Genomic DNA, 17,635 nt, shown 5'->3' on the forward strand with positions numbered 1-17,635 from the left:
GGCGGCCTTTGGTGGCGATTATACGGAGCCCAGTCCATGATCCTTCGCGCCCTCGTTGCTTTGTCCGCTCTTGTCGGCGTCGCATTGTCCGCTGAGCCGACTCTCGCAGAGGCCCCCGTCTTCACCGACAAGGCCTGTCCCAGTGATTGGCCGACGGGCGTGCGCGAGGTGCGGTGCGGTACCCTGACGGTTGACGAGGCGCGCGACGGCTCGATCAGCGACCGGCGCATCGACATCGCAATGGTCATGTTCAAGGCCAGCGCGCCCTACAAGGACGCTTCGGGCCAGGCGCTGCCGCCGATGGTGATGTTCCACGGCGGGCCGGGCGGAGCCCTGACGCCGGGGGCGGGGCGGATGCTGGCGGCGCTGCGTCGCAATCCGGAAGCCTTTGCGGTGGATCAGGACGTGATCCTGTTCGATCAGCGTGGGGGCGGGGCGAGCAAGCCGTCGATGGACTGTCCGGGCGTGCAACTGACCGACGCGGGACCGCCGTCCGATGCGGACCGCGACGGGCTGATCGCTTGTCTGAAAGGGTATCAGGCGCAAGGGATCGACCTGAACCAGTACAACGCCGCCGCCATCGCCGACGATGTGAAGGACATGGTCCAGGCCCTGGGTCTGACCAAGATCGACCTGTGGGGCGGATCGTACGGCCCGCGCATCGAGGCGGCGGTCATCACCCACCAGCCCCAGATCGTGCGCGCCGCCGTGATGGACAGCCCTTGGCCGCCTGAGGGCAACTGGGCCGTCGGCACGCCCGAACAGGTGTCGGCGGCGGTGAAGATCATCCTGGCCAAATGCGCGGCCCAGGCGGCCTGCGCGGCGCAGCATCCGAACCTTCAGGCGCGGTTCGAGGCCGAGGCGCGCAGATGGCTGGCCGGTCCGGTGACAGGCAAGGACGGGCGCACCTTCAACGTCGACGACCTGTCGGCCTTCCTGATGGACACGACCTATAGCGCGACGGGCGTGCGCAGCCTGCCGGTCGATCTGGACAAGATCATCGCCGGCGAACTGACGCCTGTCGCCGAGATCGCCGAGGACCGGACCTATTATTTCGAGGGTCAGCACATGGCCCATCTGTGCAAGGAAGAACTGCCGTTCGAGTCCAAGGCGCGGCTGGCGGCGGGGGCGGCGGGCGATCCGGTGGCCGAGGTGCTGGTCCCGTCGCTGTCGCGGCTGTTCGACGTCTGCGCGGCGGTGGGCGAACGGCCGGCGCTGCCGATCGAGAACCTGCCGGTCCAGACCGACATCCCGACCCTGTTCGTCGCCGCCGAGATCGACCCGGGCTGTCCGCCGCCGCTGACCGAGGCCGCCGCCAAGGGCTATGCGAACAGCCAGGTGGTGATCGTGACCAATGCGACCCACGGCGTCATCAACGCCAGCCCCTGCACGCGCAAGATGGCGCGCGACTTCCTGCGTGATCCGTCCAAGCCGGTGGATCGGACCTGCCTGCCCGCCGCCGACACGCCGCTGGACTTCACCCTGGAAGCGCCCGCCGCATGAGGGTGATGCGCCATCGCAGCCCGCTTCAGCAGCGTGTGATGATCGCGGCGGCGCTGGTTCTGGCCCTGTGCGCGGTCGGCGTCTGGGTGCTGATGCAGCCCTCGAATACCCCGTCGCCCGAGGCGGCCGATGCGCGGGTGATGCGCCAGATCCGCACCCAGGCGGGGCGCGGCGCCGAGCTGCGCTATGCCGAGGCCGGCCAGAGGCGGGCGGTGTGCGGCTATATGGGGCGGGGCGCGGGCGGGCCGGCGGTGGGCTTCGTGTCCATCCCCAACCGCATCCTGTTCAGCGACGACCCCCTGCCGACCGAGTTCCGCGAAATGCGCCAAAGCTACTGCCCCGGATTTTTGGAGAGGCCGGGATCGCAGGTGGTGCGCTAAAGTCCGTCCATGACCATTGACCAACCCACCGCCGGCCGTTTCGAGGGGCGCGATCACCTGTTGCCGGTGCGCGTCTATTATGAAGACACCGATTTCACCGGCCTGGTCTATCACGCCAACTATGTGCGGTATTTCGAGCGGGGGCGGTCCGATTTCCTGCGCGCCATCGGGGTGGGGCACGCCGACCTTCTGGAGGAGGCCGAGCCGCTGGCCTTCGTGGTTTCTGAGTTAAACATCAGATATCTGAAGCCCGCGCGGATCGACGACGCCCTGGTGGTGCGCACCGTTTACGAGCAGGTGAAGGGCGTGCGGCTGATCATCCGCCAGAGCGTGGAGCGGGCCGGCGAGGTGTTGTGCCGGGCCGAGGTGACGGCGGTGTGCATCCATCTGGACGGGCGGCCGCGACGCCCCTCGAAGGGTCTGGTCGAGAAGGTGACGCCGTGGCTGGCGGCCGGCGGGGCCGCCGACTAGGATCGCGCCAACGAGGGGAAAACGTCATGGCCGCAGAAACCTACAAGATGTCCGCCAGCGCGGTGATCGTCACGATCCTGCTGTTCGTGCTGCTGGTCGGCGGCGGGCTGGTAGGCTGTCCCTATTACAAGGTCTGGGAGCGCAAGATGGCGGGCCAGGCCGAGCTGCAATACCAACAGGGCGCGCGCCAGGCCCTGATCGCGCAGGCTGCTGCAGAAGACGAGGCGGCGATCAAGCGGGCCGAGGCGGCGACGCGTCGGGTCCTGGGCTGGACCGATGCGGCCAAGCGCGGCTGCGCCGAACTGGGCCGGGCGGGCGATCGCCAGTGCGAGGAGCTGCTGCTGAAGGACGCCGCCACCTATTCCATCGCCAAGGAAGGCCACGAGGGCGTCATCATCAGCGTCGGCGCCCCGGTCTCTGTCGCGGTCGATCCGAACGCGCGGCGGACGGCGTCCGAGTAACCTGCTGTTAACCCTTATGACGCGCCTGTCAGATGACGGGCGGACGGGTCGGGGCTAAACGGGCCGGACGCCACACAATGGTCACGTCCGCTCGGTCGAAGAGGGAACGTGACGATCTCGATTCCGCCCGGAGCGCCTGAATGACCACGCCTGTCGACGCCGCGATGATGAACCCGGTCGAGCTGTTCATGACCGCCGACTGGGTGGTCAAGAGCGTGATGATCGGGCTGGCGGCGGCCTCGATCTGGTCGTGGACCATCATCATCGACAAGGCGGTTCGGTTTACGGCGCTGAACAAGCGCGCCGACGAGTTCGAAAAGTCGGTTCAGTCCGGCCGGTCGCTGGAAGAGGTGGCGTCCCAGGCCGGACCCGAGCCGGACCACGCCCTGCCGCGCATGCTGGTGATCGCCCTGTCGGACTGGCGCGAGGCGCGTCAACGCGGGGCGCTGAACGAGCATCAGGGCGACCTGCTGCTGGTGCGGATCGACAAGGCGATGAACAGCCTGATCTCGCGCGAGGGACAGCGGATCGAGAACGGCCTGGGCGTGCTGTCGGTGGTGGCCACCGCCTCGCCCTTCATCGGCCTGTTCGGCACCGTGTGGGGCATCATGAATGCGTTCGGGCGGATCGCGGCGGCGGGCAACACCAATCTGACGACGGTGGCCCCGGCCATCGCCGAAGCCTTGTTCGCCACGGCCATCGGCCTGGCGGCGGCCATCCCGGCCTATATCGCCTACAACAAGTTCTCGATCGACGCGGGCAAGTTCGTCGGCCGGCTGGAGGCCTTCGCCGACGATCTGCAGGCCGCCGTGGCGCGCCGCCTGGGCAGCCCATCGGCCCCGCCGCCTCCGCCCCCGCCGTCCAGCGACCTCAGCCTGAAGCGGGGCGTCTGAGCCATGGCCCTGGGCGGTGGTGCGAGCGGCGGCGGGCGTCGAGGGCGCAGGGGGCGTAAAGGGCCCTTGACCGAGATCAACGTCACGCCTCTAGTGGACGTGATGCTGGTGCTGCTGATCATCTTCATGATCTCGGCGCCGCTGCTGACGGTGGGCGTGCCGGTCGAACTGCCCAAGACCGAGGCCAGCGCGGTCGAGATCAAGTCGGAACCCCTGTCGGTCAGCATCGACCAGCAGGGCGCCATCTTCGTCGGCGACAACGAGACGGCGTTCGACGCCCTTTCGACACGCTTGCTGACCGAGGCCGGGGGGGCGGACAAGGCGTCGGAGCGGCCGGTGTTCGTGCGGGCCGACGGGCGCGCGCCCTACCAGGCGGTGGCGCGGGTGATGGCGCGGTTGAGCGCCTCGGGCTTCACCAAGCTGAACCTGATCACCGACACGGCGCCGGAGGCCTGAAACCTTTGCGTCGTCCGAGCCCGGCCATACTCGGATCCCTCGCCCTGCACGCCGGGGTGATCGCGCTCGCCTTCTTGATGGTGTCGCACAAGACGGACGAGGAGGAGACGCCTTTGGTGGCCTCGGTGCCGGTGACTATCGTGTCGGAGGAGGTGGTCCAGGCGGCGCCGGCGGACAATCCGCAGCCCGAACCCTCGCCCGACGACGCCGCGACCGCCCCGGTGCAGCAGCCCGATCCCGTGCCGCCGACGCCCGAGCCGACGCCGCCGCAACCCCAGCCGCGCCCGACCCCGACGCCGCCGCGACCCACGCCGCCGCGCCCGGCTCCGACGCCCACGCCGACGCCGAGGCCCACGCCGACCCCGACGCCGCCGCGTCCGACGCCTCGACCCCAGCCGCCGACGCCTGCGCCGCCGACCAAGGCCCAGCCGACCCCGCGCCCGGCGACGCCCGCGCCCACCCGCCCGGCGCCCCAGCGCACCGAGCCGAGCCTGGATTTGGACGCCCTAGCCGGACCGACGCGCCCGACCAACAATCGCGGCCGACCGGCGACGGGGCAGCAGGGGGCGGGCACGGCGTCCCAGGCTACAGGGCCGCAGATCACGGCCATCTTCAATCAAGTCTATCCGAACTGGATCCTGCCCTGCGACATCCCCGGCGCGGACCAGCTGCGCATCCAGGTCGAGCTGACCCTGTCGGCCGACGGGCGGATCACGCGTGGGCCCAGCCTGATCAACGCCCAGTCGTCGAACGTCTATCGCGCCGCCGCCGACGGCGCTCTGCGCGCCCTGCGCCAGACCGCGCCCTTCGACGTGCCGCAGGGCTTCCCCGGCGGGGTCTATCGCCCGACCTTCAACACCGAACGAGCGTGCCGCAATCGCTGAGCTTCAGGCCGTTATGAGATGCAGGGCACCCTTGCCGCCCTTCACCGCGTCGGGCGCCAGGCGTCGGTCGAACGTGGCCAGCCGTCCGCCGTTCGAGACGGCCAAGGCCAGCAGATAGGTATCCGTCAACTGGCCCGAGGTGAGCAGGCGATCCTGCGCGATCAAACGGTCGCCCAGCAGACTGATGTCGTCGGGCCAGAACACATGGCCGGGTTGGCTCAGCAAGGAATGAAGCGCGGGCAACACCTGCGCAGGCGCGCCCGGCGAGTTTGGATATTTCGGATTGCTGAGGATTCGAAGCGCGCCGTTTTCGGTCAGCGGGCAGGTCGCCCAACCGGCTTGATGTTCACGGGCGAACCAGGCGTGGGCGGTAAGATGCTCAGTATGGGCTGGATCGATCAATGCGATCAGGACGCTGACGTCCAAAAGCGCGATCAAGGCAGCTCATCGCGCAGAGCGTTGATCTGTTCGGTCGTCACCACAGCGCCCTTGCGGTGCGGTAGGAGACGAATGCCGTTGCGGAACTCGGGCGACGTGTCCGGCTTGGCCTGTGTGATCGAGCGGCGCGCGAGATCGGAAATGACTTCGCCCACAGAGGTTCGGGTCTGAACCGCGATGGCCCGTGCGGCGTTCAGCACGTCGTCGTCGATGGCGAGTGTAGTGCGCATGGCTGTAAGATAATGCATCACGCATCACGCATCAATGATCGCTCCCGTCCCGAATGTCGCCCCATTCCCCGTGAAGCTGGCGAAAGTCGAACGGCCCGGCGATAAGGGGCGGCGATCCTTCGAGACTTATGGGAGCATCTGATGCGTCTGAACCTTCTTCTGGCCTCCGTGGCGGCTGTCGCGATGGCGGCTCCCCTCACGACGGCGGCGCAGACGCCTCAGCAGAACCAGCCGGTCGAGGTCGAGATCGATCAGGGCGTGCTGCGTCCCCTTCAGATCGCGGTTGTGCCGTTCGCCGGGACGCACGGGTCGGACATTTCCAATGTGGTCAGCGCCAATCTGAAGCGGTCGGGCTTCTTCGAGCCGCTGAACCCCTCCAGCTTCATCGAGACCGGCCTGACGCTCGCCAATGCGCCGAACTTCCCGCAGTGGACCCAGATCGGGGCGCAGGCGGTGCTTTATGGCGGGGTGACGACGCGTGGCGACGGGCGGCTGGACGTGGGCTTCCGCCTTTATGATCCCTACCGCCAGTGCCAGCTGGTCAGTTATCAGTTCACCGCGACCCAGGAGCAATGGCGCCGGATCGCGCACAAGATTTCCGACGTCATCTATCAGCGCATGACCGGCGAGGCCGGCTTCTTCGATAGCCGCGTGATCTTCGTGTCCGAGGAGGGCACGCAGCTGAACCGGATCAACCGCCTGACCATCGCCGACCAGGACGGGTTCAATCCGACCTATCTGACGCAGGGCGACGAGGTGATCATGTCGCCGCGCTTCTCGCTGTCGCAGCCGGACGAGATCACCTATGTCGCGCTGGGCAAGGATTACAGCCGCATCTACCTGTATAATCTGACGACCGGCCGGCGCGAGAGCCTGGGCGAGTTTGATGGGCAGGTGCTGGCGCCGCGCTTCTCCAACGACGGCAACAAGATCGCGTTTTCGATCATCCGGGGCGGCAATACCGACGTCTATGTGATGGACCTGCGCAGCCGCCAGATCACGCGCCTGACCAGCGATCCGGGCATCGACACCTCGCCGTCGTTCAGCCCGGACGGCAGCCAGATCGTCTTCACCTCGGACCGTTCGGGTTCGGCGCGGCTGTACGTCATGCGGTCGGACGGATCGGGCCAGCGGCCGATCTCGCGCGGCGGCGGCATCTATACCGCCCCGTCGTGGAGCCCGACCGGCAATCTGATCGCCTTCACTAAACAGGGCGGCGGCCGGTTCTCGACCGGGGTGATGAACGCCGACGGTTCGGGCGAGCGCATCCTGTCCTCCAGCTATTTCGAGGAAGGCCCAAACTGGGCGCCGAATGGCCGCTACGTGATGTTCGCGCGCCAGACGCCGGGCGGAGACACGCGTCTGTGGACCGTGGACCTGTCGGGGCGCGTGGTGTCGCAGGCGGGCTATAACGGACGCGGGACCGACCCGGCCTGGTCGCCGCTGCTCGACCGTGGCCCGAGCAATCTGGGCGTGAACCAGGGCGTCGACAGCTGCCCCGCCTAAACGCCGCACCGACACCGTCGGAGCCTTAAAGCTCAACTGTGCGTTATCGCCTCTAGCGTCGAAAAATCGGCCGAGGCAGACAGTCAAGCCAAGCTTGAGGCCCGCCCCTTGCCAGAAACGATACGTCAGGAGACGACCCCATGAAGACTTCCCGCATTCTCAAACTGGCGATGGTCGGCTGCGCCGTCGCCGCCATGGCCGCCTGCACCCGAAAGCCCCCGGTCGAGACCGGCGTGCCCGGTCCGAACGACGGCACGACGCAACCGACGGGTCCGGCCTATCCGACCGCGCCGACCGGTCCGGTGACCGGCGGAAACATGGGTTCGGCCGCGCCGGGCACCGAACAGGACTTCGTCGTCAACGTCGGCGACCGCATCTATTTCGACCTGGACTCCTATGAGGTCCGTCCCGAGGCCATGCCGCGCCTCGACGCCCAGGCTCAGTGGCTGCAGCGCTATCCGTCCGTGACGATCCGCATCGAAGGCAACGCCGACGAACGCGGCACGCGCGAATACAATCTAGCGCTGGGCGCCCGCCGTGCAGAATCGGTGCGCACCTATTTGATCAACCGGGGCATTCCGGCCGGTCGGATCGACACCATCAGCTTCGGTAAGGAGCGGCCGATCGCGGAGGGTTCGAACGAGGACGCCTTTGCCCGCAACCGCAACGCCCACACCGCCATCGTGTCGGGCGCGCCGCGCTGACGACCGGCTGATCGGCTGATTTGAAGGAGGCGCCGGCCGTAGGCTCGGCGCCTCTTTTCGTTTCTGCGCTTGTCCTGACGCCGGGCCGGCGGCAGATACGTCGTCACAGGGATCGGGGGATCAGCGGATGGATATCGAAGGGGCGGGCGCCGTCGCCACGGCCGGACTGGTCGCAGGCGCGATTGAAAAGCCGACGGGCAAGGCCGGCGAGGCCCACGCCCACGGCGTCTGTTCCGATTGCGGGGCCGAGACGAGCGGCAACTTCTGCGCAAACTGCGGCCAGCCGACCCATGTCCATCGCAGCCTGCTGCACCTTGGCGAAGAGCTGCTGCACGGGGTCATGCATTTCGACGCCCGCATCTGGCGCACCCTGCCGCTGCTGTGGCTGAACCCCGGCCGACTGACGCGCGAGTGGGTCGAGGGCAAACGCACGCGCTTCGTCTCGCCGCTGGCGATCTTCTTGTTCACCCTGTTCGTGATGTTCTTCGCGCTCAGCTTCATGCCGCATCCGGAATCCAAGTCCGGCGAGGCGGCGGAGATGAGCGAACGGATCGCGTCTCAGCGCGTCGGCCTGGCCGAGGCCGAAAAGGCCTTGGTCCAGATGCGGGCGGAAAGCGGCGCCCAGCCGGACCCGACGATGCAGATGGCGATCAACGCCGGACAGAAGTTGGTCGACGACCGCCGCGCGGCCCTGGCTCGGCTGGAGATCGAGCAGCGCGACGGCCGCGCCGACGGTCTGAAGCCCGGCAGCTGGCAAGCCGGGATCAAGGACATGGCGACCGGCGAGAGCGGCGAGACCAAGCTGAAGGTCATGGGCAAGGACGCCGAGAAGGAAGGCCACGGCATCGGCGCCACCGTGCTGAAGAAGCTGCAGAACCCGGACCTGGCGGTCTATAAGTTGCAGCAGACGATGTACAAGTTCGCCTTCCTGCTGGTGCCGTTGTCCATCCCGTTCGTGGCCCTGCTGTTCCTGTGGAAGCGCGGCTTCACCCTATACGACCACGGGGTGTTCGTTCTGTATTCGCTAACCTTCATGGCCATGCTGCTGATGCTGATGGTGCTGTCGGCGACGATCGCCGGGTGGTTGGGCGGCATCGTCATTCCGCTGGGGCTGCTGGCTGTTCCCGTTCATGTGTTCGCCCAGATGAAGGGCGCCTATTCGCTGTCCTGGTTCTCGGCCCTGTGGCGGACGATCGCGCTGTTGGTGTTTTGCAACATCGTGGTCGGCCTGTTCGTCACGGCCATCGTCTATCTGGGTCTCGGCCACTAGCTCGGCCTTGCGGCGGCCCCAAATCGGTGAAAGCTAGACGCATGACCAAGCTCTCGATTTCTCGTGTTCATCTCCTGGCCGCCGCCGCCCTTGGGGGCGTCCTGATCGGGGGCGGCGCGGTCGCCCAGCAGGCCCAGCCCAACATCATGGAGCGGACCGAGTGGGACAATCGCCGCCTGGACCAGCTGGACCGCAATGTGCGGCGGCTCGAGCGCGCCCTGACCCAGAGAAACGCCGCCGGCCAGCCTGTGCTGGTCGAGCCGGACCCCGAGGTGGTGACGCTGCAGGGGCAGTTCGCCCTGATGGATCGGCGGCTGGGCGACCTGGAGGCCACGGTGCGCCGGATCAACGGCGACAACGAGCGGCTGACCTTCCAACTGGACGAGGCCACGCGCGAGAACGAGACGCTGAAGACGCGTCTGGCGGACGCCGAGGGCCGGTTGCAGAAGCTGGAGACCCAGGCTGAATTGAATGCGCCGATCGAGGCGACCTCGCCGACCGGCGATGCGACGCGCGACCTGGCGGCGGCGGTGGCCCTGTTGGCGACCGACAAGCCGCGCGGCGAGCGGGCGCTGGAAACGGTGATCGCGGCCTGGCCTGATACGCCGCAATCGCGTGAGGCCAACTCTCGCCTGGGCGACCTGCGGGTCGCGGCGAACGACAAGGCGGGGGCGGTGCCCTATTACGCCGCCGCGCTGAAGGACTGGCCGCGCATCGGCTGGGCGGCGGATACGACGCTGAAACTGGCCGACGCCCTGTTCGCGACGCAGAGGAAGCCGCAAGGGTGCGCGGCCCTGGCTGAGTTCACGCGTCGCTATGCGCCCGCCGCCTCTGACCCGCAAAAGGCGCGGGCGGCTCAGCTGAAGACGACGGGTTCCTGCGCCTGACGTCTGACCCGGATCTCAGAGCGCGGGTCTTCGCGCGGCTGGATGCGCGACTGACGCGCGATACAGGGCGGCCGCTGGCGGTGGCCCTGTCGGGGGGCGGGGATTCCATCGCCCTGTTGCGGCTGACGACGGACTGGGCTCGGACGCGTGGGCGTTCGGTGCTGGCCCTGACCGTCGATCATCGGCTGAATGCGGACAGCGGCCGCTGGACCGACTTTGCGGGCCGGGCGGCGCGGGAGGCCGGGGCCGACTGGCGCGGATTGGGCTGGGACGGGGACAAGCCCGCGACCGGGCTGACGGCGGCGGCGCGGGCGGCTCGGCATGGTTTGATTGCGGATGCGGTGCGCGAGGCGGGGGCGTCTGCCGTCCTGTTCGCCCACACCGCCGACGACATCGCCGAGGCCGATCTGATGCGGAGCGAAGGTTCCACCCTGGGGCGGGTCCGCGAATGGTCGCCGTCGCCGGTCTGGCCCGAAGGGCGAGGCCTGATGCTGTTGCGGCCGCTGCTGGGCGAGCGGCGGGCGGGGTTGCGGGACTGGCTGGCGGGCGAGGGGGCGGACTGGATCGAAGATCCCGCCAACGCCGATCCCCGCTTCGGCCGCAGCCGGGCGCGGCAGGCTTTGGCGGGCGCGACGCCGCAATCGGTCAATCAGGCGCCGGCGAAAACCGGCGCGCGACCGATCATCGACGGCGAGGCCATGGTGCGTGTGGACCGGGACGTGGGCGCGCGGGCGCTGGCGGCGGCTCTGGTCTGCGTCGGCGGCGGATCGACGCCGCCTCGGGGTGCGCGGTTGCAAGCCCTGATGGCGCGACTGAAGGCGGATGAGGATTTCGCAGCGACCCTGTGCGGGGCGCGCATCGAGGCTGTCGGTGCGGCGGCGCGGCTGATGCGCGAGGCCGGCGAACTTCGCCGCCGAGACATTTCGCCGCTGGCGCTGACGCCCGGCGTCGAGACGGTTTGGGACGGGCGGTTCGTCTTCTGCGCCGATCGTCCCGGCTGGTCTGTGGTTCCGGCGCGGGGGCGGTTGGCCAGCCTGTCGGACGCCGACAGGGCCGAGATCAATCGGCTGCCGGCGGCGACGCGCGGGGCCTGGCCTGTGTTGATCAGGGACGACGCGGTGGCCCCGGTTCTTGCAGGCGAAGGGGTCGAACGGCGCGGCCTTGTCGCGGAACGGCTCAGGCTGGCGCTGGACGAAACGACGCACGAAGACGACCTGATTTCCGCCACCCGATAGCGTAACGCTGATTAAGCCCCTATTTTCCCAGACAGACACATCCAGACCGTCGATCCCACCGGGGTCGCGGACGACCGAGGACCTCAATGAACCTGCGTAATCTGGCGATCACCGGCGTGATCATTCTGGCGTTGCTGGCGGGCTATGCGGCGCTGTCGCAGGGCGGCGCCATGAACGGCGTGACGGGCCAGCCGGCCGGCAAGCCCGAGGCCATCAGCTATTCCCAGCTGGTGCAGCGCGTGAACGCGGGTGAGGTCAAACAGGTGACCATCCGCCTCGACAAGGTGAACGGCGAGCTGAAGAACGGCGAACGCTTCACCTCCACCACCGTCTATCCGAACGAACAGCTGGTGGCCCAGATGCTGGCCGCCAACGTCGAGATCGACGCCAAGTCGGGCGGCCAGTCGATCTGGATGAGCCTGCTGCTGGGCATCCTGCCGATCGCGCTGCTGATCGGGGTGTGGATCTTCTTCATGCGCCAGATGCAGGGCGGGGCGAAGGGCGCCATGGGCTTCGGCAAGTCCAAGGCCAAGCTGCTGACCGAGCACAAGGGACGCAAGACCTTCGACGACGTCGCCGGCGTGGACGAGGCCAAGGACGAGCTGCAGGAGGTCGTCGACTTCCTGAAGGATCCGGGCAAGTTCCAGCGTCTGGGCGGCAAGATTCCCAAGGGGGCCCTGCTGGTCGGCCCTCCCGGCACCGGCAAGACGCTGCTGGCGCGCGCGGTCGCGGGCGAGGCGGGCGTGCCCTTCTTCTCGATCTCGGGTTCGGACTTCGTCGAGATGTTCGTCGGCGTCGGCGCCAGCCGCGTGCGCGACATGTTCGAACAGGCCAAGAAGAATGCCCCCTGCATCATCTTCATCGACGAAATCGACGCCGTCGGTCGTCATCGCGGCGCGGGTCTCGGCGGCGGCAATGACGAGCGCGAACAGACGCTGAACCAGCTGCTGGTCGAGATGGACGGCTTCGAGGCGTCCGAAAACATCATCCTGATCGCCGCGACCAACCGTCCCGACGTGCTGGACCCGGCCCTGCTGCGTCCCGGCCGTTTCGACCGCCAGGTGGTGGTGCCGAACCCCGACGTCTCCGGCCGCGAACGCATCCTGCGCGTCCACATGAAGGATGTGCCCTTGGCCGCCGACGTCAACGTCAAGACGATCGCGCGCGGCACGCCCGGCTTCTCGGGCGCCGATCTGGCCAACCTGGTCAATGAGGCGGCCCTGACGGCGGCGCGCAAGGACCGTCGCATGGTCACCCACCGCGACTTCGAAGACGCCAAGGACAAGGTGCTGATGGGCTCGGAACGCCGCTCCATGGCGATGAACGAGGAAGAAAAGCGCCTGACCGCCTATCACGAGGCCGGTCACGCCATCGTCGCCATGAATGTCAAGATGGCCGACCCGGTGCACAAGGCGACCATCGTCCCGCGCGGCCGGGCGCTGGGCATGGTGATGCAGTTGCCGGAAGGCGACCGCTATTCGATGAAGTATCAGCAGATGATCGACCGGATCGCCATCATGGCGGGCGGTCGCGTCGCCGAGGAGCTGATCTTCGGGCCGGAGAACATCACCTCGGGCGCCAGCTCGGATATCGAACAGGCGACCAAGCTGGCCCGCGCCATGGTCACCCGCTGGGGCTTCTCGGATAAGCTGGGCACGGTGGCCTACGGCGAGAACCAGGAAGAGGTCTTCCTGGGCCACTCGGTCGCCCGCAGCCAGAACATCTCCGAAGAGACGGCGCGCACCATCGACGAGGAAGTCCGTCGCCTGGTGACCTCGGGCTGGGACGAGGCGCGCACCATCCTGACCACCAAGGCCGAGGATCACGAGAAACTGTCTCAGGCCCTGCTGGAATACGAGACACTGTCGGGTGAGGAGATCAAGGACCTGCTGGAGAAGGGCGTCGCGCCGAACCGTGACGAGAACAACTTCCCCAACGCCGGGCCTTCGGTCTCGGTGCCGGTGACGCCGGTGTCGGACGGCACGGACATCGAGGTCCCGGTCGCCGCCCCGGCCGCGACCAGCGTGCCGACGGTTCACTGAGCCCAGGCCTGATCTGAAGACGAACCCGCCGGGAGAGCGATCTCCCGGCGGGTTTTTTCTTTGGGCGTCTGGCTGACCCACTGGCCCACCCAAAGCATCATGACGAACAAGTTTGCATCGCAAACCTGTCTGTGAGATATGGCGGTCTCAATCGTGGGAGGGACGTCATGTTGATATCGCGAACAGAGCAGGTGGAGCGCCTGCACGGGCTGGATGCGTTGCGCGCCGGGGCGCTGCTGCTGGGGGTGGTGCTCCACGCCAGTCTGTCCTTCTTTCCGCAGCAGATCTGGATCGTGGCGGACGACAGCCGGTCGATCGGCGCCGCGTGGCTATTTTTCGCCATCCATCTGTTTCGCATGACGGCCTTCTTCCTCATCGCCGGCTTGTTCGCCCATAGGATGCTGACGCGGCGGGGCTGGGTCGCCTTCGCCAAGGATCGGGTGGTGCGGATCGCCGGGCCGCTGGCGGCCTTCTGGTTTCCGGTCATGGCGGGGATCGTTACGGCCCTGGTCTGGAACGCTCATGCCAATGGTCTGGTGACGCCCGGCGCGCCGCCGCCGCCGCCACCGACGTATGACTGGACCAACTTTCCGCTGACCCACCTGTGGTTTCTGTGGGTGCTGACCCTGTTCTACGCCGTCGTCCTGATCGTGCGGGCCGTGCTCGGCGTGCTGGATCGCGCCGGACGAGCGGGTTCGGTCGTGGACAAGATCACCGGCGCGCTGATCGGCCCCTGGACGCCTGCCGCGCTGGCCGCCCCGCTGGCTGTGGCCTTGTGGCTGGATCCGGAGTGGATCGCCTTCTTCGCCGTGCCGACGCCGGACGCGGGCGTGATCCCGAACACCTCCGCCCTGGTCGGGTTCGGCCTCGCCTTCGGCCTGGGCTTTGCGCTGGATCGGCGGCGTGATCTGCTGGGCCGCATCGCAAAGGGGGCGCCGCTGTTCCTCAGCATGGCGCTGGTTTCGGGCGTCGCGGCCTATGTGCTGGCGGGCGGACCGAGCATCGCGCCGATGGGCGAGCCGACGGCCGACAAGGCGCTGGCCGCCGCCGTCATGGCCCTGGCGGTCTACGCCTCGACCTTGGCCGCCATGGGGCTGTGCCTGCGATTTGCTTCGGGCCACAGTCCGGTTCGGCGCTACCTCTCCGACGCCTCCTACTGGATCTATATCGTGCACCTGCCGCTGGTCATGCTGGCTCAGGTCTGGGTGCAGGATTGGGCCGGGCCGTGGTGGGTGAAGCTGATCGGCGTGTCGGCGGGCGTCTTCGCCGTGTGCCTGGCGTCCTACGAACTGCTGATCCGCCACAGCGTCATGGGACGGTGGCTGAATGGCCGGCGCGTGCCGTGGCGCAACCGGCCTGCGCCTGCCCTGGTCCCCGCCGAATAATTTGCAAACCCTTCCGGCGGCGTCCATCCGAGGGACGCGCCCGTCGCACAGGAATCACACAGCGATGTCCGACAAGTCCCGCACCGGCCCCGAGGCCGACCTGGCCTTCATGAAGGCCATTGTTCAGGGCGGCAATAATCCCAAGGCCACCCTGACGCTGGGCGTCGCCTACCTGGCGGGCGGTCTGCTCTATGGTCTGCAATGCCTGTTCCATATCGGTCAGGTGTGGGGCGTCGTGCGCTGGGCGCCGCTGGGAAATCTCAGCTTCGTGGTCGCCATCACGGTCGCCTTCCTGATCGTCCTGACCTGGGCCGTGCGTGAGGACCGCAAGACGGGAACGGCCGGCCCCATCGTCACGCGCACCCTGAACGCGGCCTTCAGCGGTGCGGGCATGGCCAATCTGGCGATCATCATCGTGTTCGGCGTGGGGGCGCGCCGCGATCAGGACTTCGCGGTCTGGCTCTACTATCCGGCGATGATCTTCGCGCTTCAGTCGGCGGCCTGGTTCGTGGCCTACAGTCTGAAGAAGAAGCCCTGGATGCTGGCGGCGTCGTTAGGCGGCTGGATCACGGCGGTCGCGCTGGGCGTGCTGGTGCGCGACCCGATGATCTATCTCTATGTCTGCACCCTCGCCCTGTTCGTGCTCTTTGCGGGACCGGGCTGGATCATGACCCGTGCGGCGCTGAAGGCCCGCGCCAATGATGCGGACGTCGGCTGATCCATGGGGCTGGACGCGCTCGGCAAGATTGACGAGGTCATCCACGGCCGGATGCGGCTGGGGATCATGGTCTATCTGGCCGACGCCGAGGCCGCCGACTTCACCGAGCTGAAGACCGTGCTGGAGGCGACGCAGGGCAATCTGTCGGTCCACATCAAGAAGCTGGAGGAGGCGGGATACGTCGCCGTGGCCAAGAGCTTCGTGAACAACAAGCCCCTAACCCGCGTGTCCATCACCCCCGCCGGCCGCAAGGCCTTCGCCGCCTATCTGGAAGCGCTGGGCGGTCTGATCGGGCGCTAGTCGCCGCCAAGGATTTCCGGATCCTGGACCATGACCGGCGTCAGGCTGCGCGCGGCGCCGGAGGGGTCGGTCCAGGCGATGGCGTGGCCTTCGACCAGGCCGATCAGGCCTGCGCCGACGTGGGACAGGACCGAGACCTTGCCCGCGTCGATGTCGGCGTCCTTGGGCAGGACGATCTGGATGCGGCGCGGATCGGACGCGCGGCCGTCGATATAGTGCAGCCAACGGTTCAGGGGGACGGCACCCTTGGGAAGGTCGCCCGGTTCGCAGATGACGGCGCGCTCCAGTTCCTCCTGAAGCATTCCCGCCACGCCGTCGCCGGGCATGTCGCCGACCAGGCGCGACAGGGTATCGTGGTCCTGTGCGCTGAGAAAGATGTCGGGGCGGAGGGGCAGAGTGGATTTGGTCATGGCGGGCTCGCAGACGGCATGGGACGCCGCACGCGCGTGGCGTCGTGCGGCGGCGAAAATGAGTGGGGTTCAGATCAATGCCCGGAACGGGGCGAAGGGCGCGCGGCCGTTCCGGGTCAGTCGCCTGCGACGAGGCGTCCCGCGTGGGAAAGGCGTCGAGCCTGGCTGACGAAATGCGCGATCACGGTTACAGGCTGGTCCCATGGCCCATGAAAGTCAAACCGCGCGGACGGCCGCCTTGTCGCAGGTGATGGGCATCGTCAATGTGACGCCCGACAGCTTCTCGGACGGGGGGCGGTGGGCCTCGACGGAGGCGGCGATTGATCAGGCCATGCGGCTGGTCGCGAACGGAGCGGACGTGCTGGATATCGGCGGCGAGAGCACCCGGCCGGGGGCCGAGCCGGTGGGCGAGGCCGAGGAGATCGACCGGGTCGCGCCGGTCATAGCGGGCGTCCGCGCGCGCTGGGGCGGGGCGATCAGCATCGATACGATGAAACCCGCCGTCGCGCGCGCCGCCGTCGCGGCCGGGGCGACGATGTGGAACGATGTGACGGCGCTGAGCCATGCGCCCGAGAGTGCGGCGGTCGCGGCCGAACTGGGGTGCGACGTCGTGCTGATGCACATGAAGGGCGAACCCCGCACGATGCAGGCGGACCCGCGCTATGACGACGTGGTGGGTGAAGTGCGCGACTATCTGCACGGGCGGGCCGAGGCGGCGATGGCGGCGGGCGTGGCGCGCGAGCGGATCTGGCTGGATCCCGGCATCGGGTTCGGCAAGACGCTGGCGCATAACATGGCGCTGACGGCGCGTCTGGACGCGCTGATCGATCTGGGCTTTCCGGTGCTGTACGCCGCCAGCCGCAAGCGCACGATCCAGGCCATCGATCCAACGGCGACCCTGGCGACCGAACGGCTGGGCGGGTCGCTGGCCCTGGCGCTGGAAGGCGCACGGCGCGGGGCGCGGATGGTGCGGGTTCACGACGTGCGCGAGACGGTGCAGGCGCTGAAGGTTCAGGCGGCGGTGGCGGCGGCGGATTGAAGGCCCGCGACGGACGGTCGCAGCGGGTGTAGAGGGCAGGTCTGCAACAGCCCCGATCTGCCCATGCCCCTGACCGCCTACATCGCCCCCATCGTCATGTTGTGCCTGTCGAACGTCTTCATGACCTTCGCCTGGTACGGCCATCTGAAGTTCGATCACAAGCCGCTGTGGATCCTGGTCATCGCCAGCTGGGGCATCGCCTTCTTCGAATACTGGCTGGCGGTGCCGGCCAACCGGATCGGCATCCAGGTCTATTCGCCGGCCGAGTTGAAGACGATGCAGGAGGTGATCACCCTGTTGGTCTTCGCCGTCTTTTCGGTCCTGTATCTGGGCGAGAAGCTGACGGTGAACCATCTGGTCGGCTTCGCCTTCATCGCGCTTGGGGCCTTCTTCATCTTCAAGGGGCCGCTGGGCGGCTGATCG

The 17,635-nt window shown here is 67.9% G+C and carries 21 protein-coding genes; 18 read left to right on the forward strand and 3 right to left on the reverse strand.

Translation table 11 applies throughout. The features are described 5' to 3' along the window. Window positions 1-36 precede the first annotated feature (36 nt). From ASF31_RS06745 to ASF31_RS14625, 7 genes are all read left to right on the forward strand, one after another. Window positions 37-1,503 carry an alpha/beta hydrolase gene (locus tag ASF31_RS06745; protein ID WP_055753943.1) on the forward strand — a complete coding sequence of 489 codons (1,467 nt, stop codon included), beginning with the start codon at window positions 37-39 and terminating at the stop codon, window positions 1,501-1,503. 5 nt (window positions 1,504-1,508) lie between these two features. After that, a complete protein-coding gene (locus ASF31_RS06750; protein ID WP_055753944.1) occupies window positions 1,509-1,883 on the forward strand; it encodes a hypothetical protein in 375 nt (124 codons plus the stop codon). 9 nt (window positions 1,884-1,892) lie between these two features. Then, window positions 1,893-2,354 carry a tol-pal system-associated acyl-CoA thioesterase gene (ybgC, locus tag ASF31_RS06755; RefSeq protein WP_082465063.1) on the forward strand — a complete coding sequence of 154 codons (462 nt, stop codon included), beginning with the start codon at window positions 1,893-1,895 and terminating at the stop codon, window positions 2,352-2,354. 26 nt (window positions 2,355-2,380) lie between these two features. Next, entirely contained in the window at window positions 2,381-2,815 is a 435-nt protein-coding gene (locus tag ASF31_RS06760) for a hypothetical protein (protein WP_055753945.1), read from the forward strand. A gap of 140 nt (window positions 2,816-2,955) precedes the next feature. Continuing rightward, on the forward strand, window positions 2,956-3,708 hold the full coding sequence (gene tolQ / locus ASF31_RS06765) for a protein TolQ (protein WP_055753946.1): 753 nt from the start codon (window positions 2,956-2,958) through the stop codon (window positions 3,706-3,708). A 3-nt stretch (window positions 3,709-3,711) separates the two neighbouring features. Further along, window positions 3,712-4,164 carry an ExbD/TolR family protein gene (locus ASF31_RS06770; protein ID WP_055753947.1) on the forward strand — a complete coding sequence of 151 codons (453 nt, stop codon included), beginning with the start codon at window positions 3,712-3,714 and terminating at the stop codon, window positions 4,162-4,164. A gap of 5 nt (window positions 4,165-4,169) precedes the next feature. Continuing rightward, window positions 4,170-5,048, forward strand: a complete 879-nt coding sequence (locus ASF31_RS14625) for a hypothetical protein (protein ID WP_200918589.1) — start codon at window positions 4,170-4,172, stop codon at window positions 5,046-5,048. Between the two features lie 3 nt (window positions 5,049-5,051). Here ASF31_RS14625 and ASF31_RS06780 read toward each other — a convergent pair whose 3' ends face one another. After that, window positions 5,052-5,486 carry a TA system VapC family ribonuclease toxin gene (locus tag ASF31_RS06780; protein ID WP_055753949.1) on the reverse strand — a complete coding sequence of 145 codons (435 nt, stop codon included), beginning with the start codon at window positions 5,484-5,486 and terminating at the stop codon, window positions 5,052-5,054. Next, on the reverse strand, window positions 5,483-5,716 hold the full coding sequence (locus ASF31_RS06785) for a hypothetical protein (RefSeq protein ID WP_017506756.1): 234 nt from the start codon (window positions 5,714-5,716) through the stop codon (window positions 5,483-5,485). Before ASF31_RS06785 ends, ASF31_RS06780 begins: the two co-directional genes overlap by 4 nt. Before the next feature lie 141 nt (window positions 5,717-5,857). Between ASF31_RS06785 and tolB the strand changes: the two genes are divergently transcribed. The 9 genes from tolB (at window position 5,858) to ASF31_RS06830 (ending at window position 15,763) form a co-directional block, all read left to right on the forward strand. Beyond that, a complete protein-coding gene (gene tolB, locus ASF31_RS06790) occupies window positions 5,858-7,222 on the forward strand; it encodes a Tol-Pal system beta propeller repeat protein TolB (protein WP_055753950.1) in 1,365 nt (454 codons plus the stop codon). Between the two features lie 140 nt (window positions 7,223-7,362). Then, a complete protein-coding gene (gene pal, locus ASF31_RS06795) occupies window positions 7,363-7,926 on the forward strand; it encodes a peptidoglycan-associated lipoprotein Pal (RefSeq protein ID WP_055753951.1) in 564 nt (187 codons plus the stop codon). A gap of 127 nt (window positions 7,927-8,053) precedes the next feature. Next, the gene (locus ASF31_RS06800; protein ID WP_055753952.1) at window positions 8,054-9,196 is read left to right on the forward strand and encodes a DUF3667 domain-containing protein; all 1,143 of its coding nucleotides are present in this window, start codon (window positions 8,054-8,056) and stop codon (window positions 9,194-9,196) included. A 41-nt stretch (window positions 9,197-9,237) separates the two neighbouring features. Next, a complete protein-coding gene (locus ASF31_RS06805; RefSeq protein ID WP_055753953.1) occupies window positions 9,238-10,083 on the forward strand; it encodes a hypothetical protein in 846 nt (281 codons plus the stop codon). A gap of 80 nt (window positions 10,084-10,163) precedes the next feature. After that, window positions 10,164-11,318, forward strand: coding sequence for a tRNA lysidine(34) synthetase TilS (tilS, locus tag ASF31_RS06810; RefSeq protein ID WP_200918590.1), 1,155 nt, complete (start codon window positions 10,164-10,166; stop codon window positions 11,316-11,318). A gap of 86 nt (window positions 11,319-11,404) precedes the next feature. Then, on the forward strand, window positions 11,405-13,360 hold the full coding sequence (ftsH, locus tag ASF31_RS06815) for an ATP-dependent zinc metalloprotease FtsH (RefSeq protein WP_055753954.1): 1,956 nt from the start codon (window positions 11,405-11,407) through the stop codon (window positions 13,358-13,360). Between the two features lie 167 nt (window positions 13,361-13,527). Then, window positions 13,528-14,745: an acyltransferase family protein gene (locus ASF31_RS06820; RefSeq protein ID WP_082465064.1), complete on the forward strand. Its 1,218-nt coding sequence runs from the start codon at window positions 13,528-13,530 to the stop codon at window positions 14,743-14,745. Between the two features lie 64 nt (window positions 14,746-14,809). Next, window positions 14,810-15,463 carry a hypothetical protein gene (locus ASF31_RS06825; RefSeq protein WP_055753956.1) on the forward strand — a complete coding sequence of 218 codons (654 nt, stop codon included), beginning with the start codon at window positions 14,810-14,812 and terminating at the stop codon, window positions 15,461-15,463. Window positions 15,464-15,466: 3 nt separating this feature from the next. After that, complete coding sequence (locus tag ASF31_RS06830) at window positions 15,467-15,763, forward strand: transcriptional regulator (protein WP_055753957.1); 297 nt, start codon at window positions 15,467-15,469, stop codon at window positions 15,761-15,763. Here ASF31_RS06830 and ASF31_RS06835 read toward each other — a convergent pair. After that, a complete protein-coding gene (locus ASF31_RS06835) occupies window positions 15,760-16,173 on the reverse strand; it encodes a GreA/GreB family elongation factor (protein WP_055753958.1) in 414 nt (137 codons plus the stop codon). The genes ASF31_RS06830 and ASF31_RS06835 overlap by 4 nt on opposite strands. A gap of 202 nt (window positions 16,174-16,375) precedes the next feature. Here ASF31_RS06835 and folP point away from each other — a divergent pair, with 202 nt between their 5' ends. Both folP and ASF31_RS06845 read left to right on the forward strand, forming a co-directional pair. Further along, window positions 16,376-17,212, forward strand: a complete 837-nt coding sequence (folP, locus tag ASF31_RS06840) for a dihydropteroate synthase (RefSeq protein WP_055753959.1) — start codon at window positions 16,376-16,378, stop codon at window positions 17,210-17,212. 63 nt (window positions 17,213-17,275) lie between these two features. After that, window positions 17,276-17,632 carry a DMT family protein gene (locus tag ASF31_RS06845; protein WP_055753960.1) on the forward strand — a complete coding sequence of 119 codons (357 nt, stop codon included), beginning with the start codon at window positions 17,276-17,278 and terminating at the stop codon, window positions 17,630-17,632. The last annotated feature ends 3 nt before the right edge of the window (window positions 17,633-17,635 follow it).

The sequence above is a fragment of the Brevundimonas sp. Leaf280 genome (genome assembly GCF_001422455.1).
Lineage (GTDB): Bacteria > Pseudomonadota > Alphaproteobacteria > Caulobacterales > Caulobacteraceae > Brevundimonas.

What these genes read in the sequence shown, in the direction of transcription:
- ASF31_RS06745 (WP_055753943.1), top strand. Translation starts at nt 37, where the DNA reads ATGATCCTTCGCGCCCTCGTTGCTTTGTCCGCTCTTGTCGGCGTCGCA.
- ASF31_RS06750 (WP_055753944.1), top strand. Translation starts at nt 1,509, where the DNA reads ATGCGCCATCGCAGCCCGCTTCAGCAGCGTGTGATGATCGCGGCGGCG.
- ybgC (WP_082465063.1), top strand. Translation starts at nt 1,893, where the DNA reads ATGACCATTGACCAACCCACCGCCGGCCGTTTCGAGGGGCGCGATCAC.
- ASF31_RS06760 (WP_055753945.1), top strand. Translation starts at nt 2,381, where the DNA reads ATGGCCGCAGAAACCTACAAGATGTCCGCCAGCGCGGTGATCGTCACG.
- tolQ (WP_055753946.1), top strand. Translation starts at nt 2,956, where the DNA reads ATGACCACGCCTGTCGACGCCGCGATGATGAACCCGGTCGAGCTGTTC.
- ASF31_RS06770 (WP_055753947.1), top strand. Translation starts at nt 3,712, where the DNA reads ATGGCCCTGGGCGGTGGTGCGAGCGGCGGCGGGCGTCGAGGGCGCAGG.
- ASF31_RS06785 (WP_017506756.1), bottom strand. Translation starts at nt 5,716, where the DNA reads ATGCGCACTACACTCGCCATCGACGACGACGTGCTGAACGCCGCACGG.
- tolB (WP_055753950.1), top strand. Translation starts at nt 5,858, where the DNA reads ATGCGTCTGAACCTTCTTCTGGCCTCCGTGGCGGCTGTCGCGATGGCG.
- pal (WP_055753951.1), top strand. Translation starts at nt 7,363, where the DNA reads ATGAAGACTTCCCGCATTCTCAAACTGGCGATGGTCGGCTGCGCCGTC.
- ASF31_RS06800 (WP_055753952.1), top strand. Translation starts at nt 8,054, where the DNA reads ATGGATATCGAAGGGGCGGGCGCCGTCGCCACGGCCGGACTGGTCGCA.
- ASF31_RS06805 (WP_055753953.1), top strand. Translation starts at nt 9,238, where the DNA reads ATGACCAAGCTCTCGATTTCTCGTGTTCATCTCCTGGCCGCCGCCGCC.
- ftsH (WP_055753954.1), top strand. Translation starts at nt 11,405, where the DNA reads ATGAACCTGCGTAATCTGGCGATCACCGGCGTGATCATTCTGGCGTTG.
- ASF31_RS06820 (WP_082465064.1), top strand. Translation starts at nt 13,528, where the DNA reads ATGTTGATATCGCGAACAGAGCAGGTGGAGCGCCTGCACGGGCTGGAT.
- ASF31_RS06825 (WP_055753956.1), top strand. Translation starts at nt 14,810, where the DNA reads ATGTCCGACAAGTCCCGCACCGGCCCCGAGGCCGACCTGGCCTTCATG.
- ASF31_RS06830 (WP_055753957.1), top strand. Translation starts at nt 15,467, where the DNA reads ATGGGGCTGGACGCGCTCGGCAAGATTGACGAGGTCATCCACGGCCGG.
- ASF31_RS06835 (WP_055753958.1), bottom strand. Translation starts at nt 16,173, where the DNA reads ATGACCAAATCCACTCTGCCCCTCCGCCCCGACATCTTTCTCAGCGCA.
- folP (WP_055753959.1), top strand. Translation starts at nt 16,376, where the DNA reads ATGGCCCATGAAAGTCAAACCGCGCGGACGGCCGCCTTGTCGCAGGTG.
- ASF31_RS06845 (WP_055753960.1), top strand. Translation starts at nt 17,276, where the DNA reads ATGCCCCTGACCGCCTACATCGCCCCCATCGTCATGTTGTGCCTGTCG.